The 2,219-nt window shown below is 41.1% G+C and carries 2 protein-coding genes; both read left to right on the top strand.

All coding sequences use genetic code 11. From position 1 onward, the window contains the following. The first annotated feature begins 283 nt into the window (after nt 1–283). Nucleotides 284–1,708: a hypothetical protein gene (locus A9G32_RS06770; RefSeq protein ID WP_141672881.1), complete on the top strand. Its 1,425-nt coding sequence runs from the start codon at nt 284–286 to the stop codon at nt 1,706–1,708. Nucleotides 1,709–2,004: 296 nt separating this feature from the next. Continuing rightward, on the top strand, nt 2,005–2,219 hold a 215-nt coding region (locus A9G32_RS12795; protein ID WP_176701327.1), incomplete at its 3' end, for a hypothetical protein.

A 2,219-nucleotide genomic window follows, 5' to 3' on the forward strand; every position in this document is an offset into this window, starting at 1 on the left:
ATCCCTTAAACGGCTATACTTTCATCGCTTTAGAAAGGTGAGCTTATTAAATAAGCGAATAAACATAAAAATTCAAATAAAACAAAATATTACTTGACAGGTGAAACGAAATGCAGTACCATTTTAGGCACAAGGCACAAGGCACAAGCACTGGCAAACCTATGTCTTAAATTTATCAAATAATCCTATTCGACAAGTTTTTACTCGAAACTTATTTATACCTTCCAAATTATTTTTCGAATTATTTTCGAAATTATCCACAAAACTATCTTTAAAAATCCCATTGGCATTAGCGCTATTGTTGTTATTGCCGTACTCTTTAGAATCGCAGGCATTATCGGCTACGACTTCTGAGCGCATTCACGGTACTGCGCCTTATTTAACTTTTGATGGCGGTGTTACTAAAGTGACTAAAATAGAAGACTTATTAGGTATTAAGTTATCAGATGGTCGAATATTCACACCGCAAAATAATCCTTCATCACCAACAGCGCCAATCGAGTTGGCTAATGTAGGGGATACCTTGGCTGATATTGAAATGATAGTCCCGCCATTAAGCGACTCAATAAATATAAATGACTTAGTGGCACAAGGTAAATGGGGAGATGATGATGGAGATGGACAGGGAGTAAATGGTATTTCCGCATTAGGAAGTATATCGTTAGCAATAACGGATAAATATGGTAATACCGTTAGTCGTGGTGATGCATTAAGTCTATGTCATGCCCCTTATAAGGTAACCTTAAGTAGTACTGGAGGAAATTTAGCTACGCAGTACGGTGTACCCAATAGTAGTACTTTTAGTGGAGGCACTGCGGAGTATTATATCACTTTGTCGTCACAGCCGGTTATTTGCTCGGTCAGACCGAATTTGTTGTTGGGTGGAACAAGTGGAATTGATTCTTTGGACAAGCCACGCTTTGCCGGTCCATCTAACATATGGAGTCCTACTAAGGGCTTTCTAACTCAATCAACAAGTCCATCATCTTACGACAGAAATTTTCCTACTACAGGTTTAGATGGATTGTATTTTGATTTGGACATAGGAGGGATAGACGCACGTCAATTGAGTTGGAGAGTAAACACAAGTGGTAGTATAGGTGTAACGGTGAGTTGGAGAAGGGCGCTAACAGGGACATTCGCAGACCCAAGGGGAAATGTTATCCAAGCTGATTATTGGATTACCGATAAATCAAAATATGTAACACGGGTAACATTAACAGGTCCTAAAGCTGATATAGCTCAAATAAGTTCAAGTAGTCCAGGTCGCATTACCGTGCCATCTTTGCCACAGACGTTTGAGTTGGTGGGAAGGGATAGAAGTGGTAATGAGGTTCGGTACGGATTCAAGTTAAAGCAATGGTTCGTCAATCGGGGTGGTCAAAGTGTTGACCTTTTTCATCAAACAGCATGGTGTAATAGTTTGGGTTATCGGATGCCTAGGGTAAGGGATTTAACCAATTCAAACTATAAAAATTTAGGTGCAGCACCTAGCTCATCAGGTAATAATTACATGCGTCACATAGGAGCAGGTTTTTTCACGGAGTGGGGCATCATGGGCTACTACGCTGATGCGGGCTTCGTCAGCAGCCACTACTGGACGAGCGACGCTTCAGGTAGCTCCCTGTTCACTGTCGACTCGGGCACCGGCTACGTCAACAGTCGCAGTGCCAGCGACTCTCGCGATGTCCTTTGCACCGCACCTTAGTTTTTAGCGTTTAGTCCTTAATCCTTCGGGTGCGGAAGGTGGTTATGGTACCTGAGGGGATAATATAAAAAAGAATAAAGCCCCTGCGCAAGTTGGGGCGCTGAGCAGGCAAAGCTTACGCGCCTTGCCAATCTATCAGTTGTTTGCGTTGTTCTTCAACCTTTAGCCTTCAATGCTTAGGGTGTTGGATAAGTTTAAATAATTTATTTAACAAATTATATGTTTGTTGGCATGGAAATTTATTAGTAATGCTAGAAATTTATAAAAATAAAATATTATTTGATAAAGGAAATAAAATGAAGTATCCAAACTATTTAACTGCTGAACGTATTTTATTTTGCAATATATGTTTGCTTTTTTTTATTTTATGTAGTGCCTTTTATAGTAGTTATTCATTTGGGGTTAATCGTAGTGATGCAATAGTACTTTCATCTAGCTCATTACCACCATTACCAGAACCACCACCGCCACCGCCACCGCCACCGCCGCCGCCGCCACCGCCGCCGCCGCC

The sequence above is a fragment of the Gilliamella sp. Gris3-2 genome (genome assembly GCF_001690345.1).
GTDB lineage: Bacteria > Pseudomonadota > Gammaproteobacteria > Enterobacterales > Orbaceae > Gilliamella > Gilliamella bombi.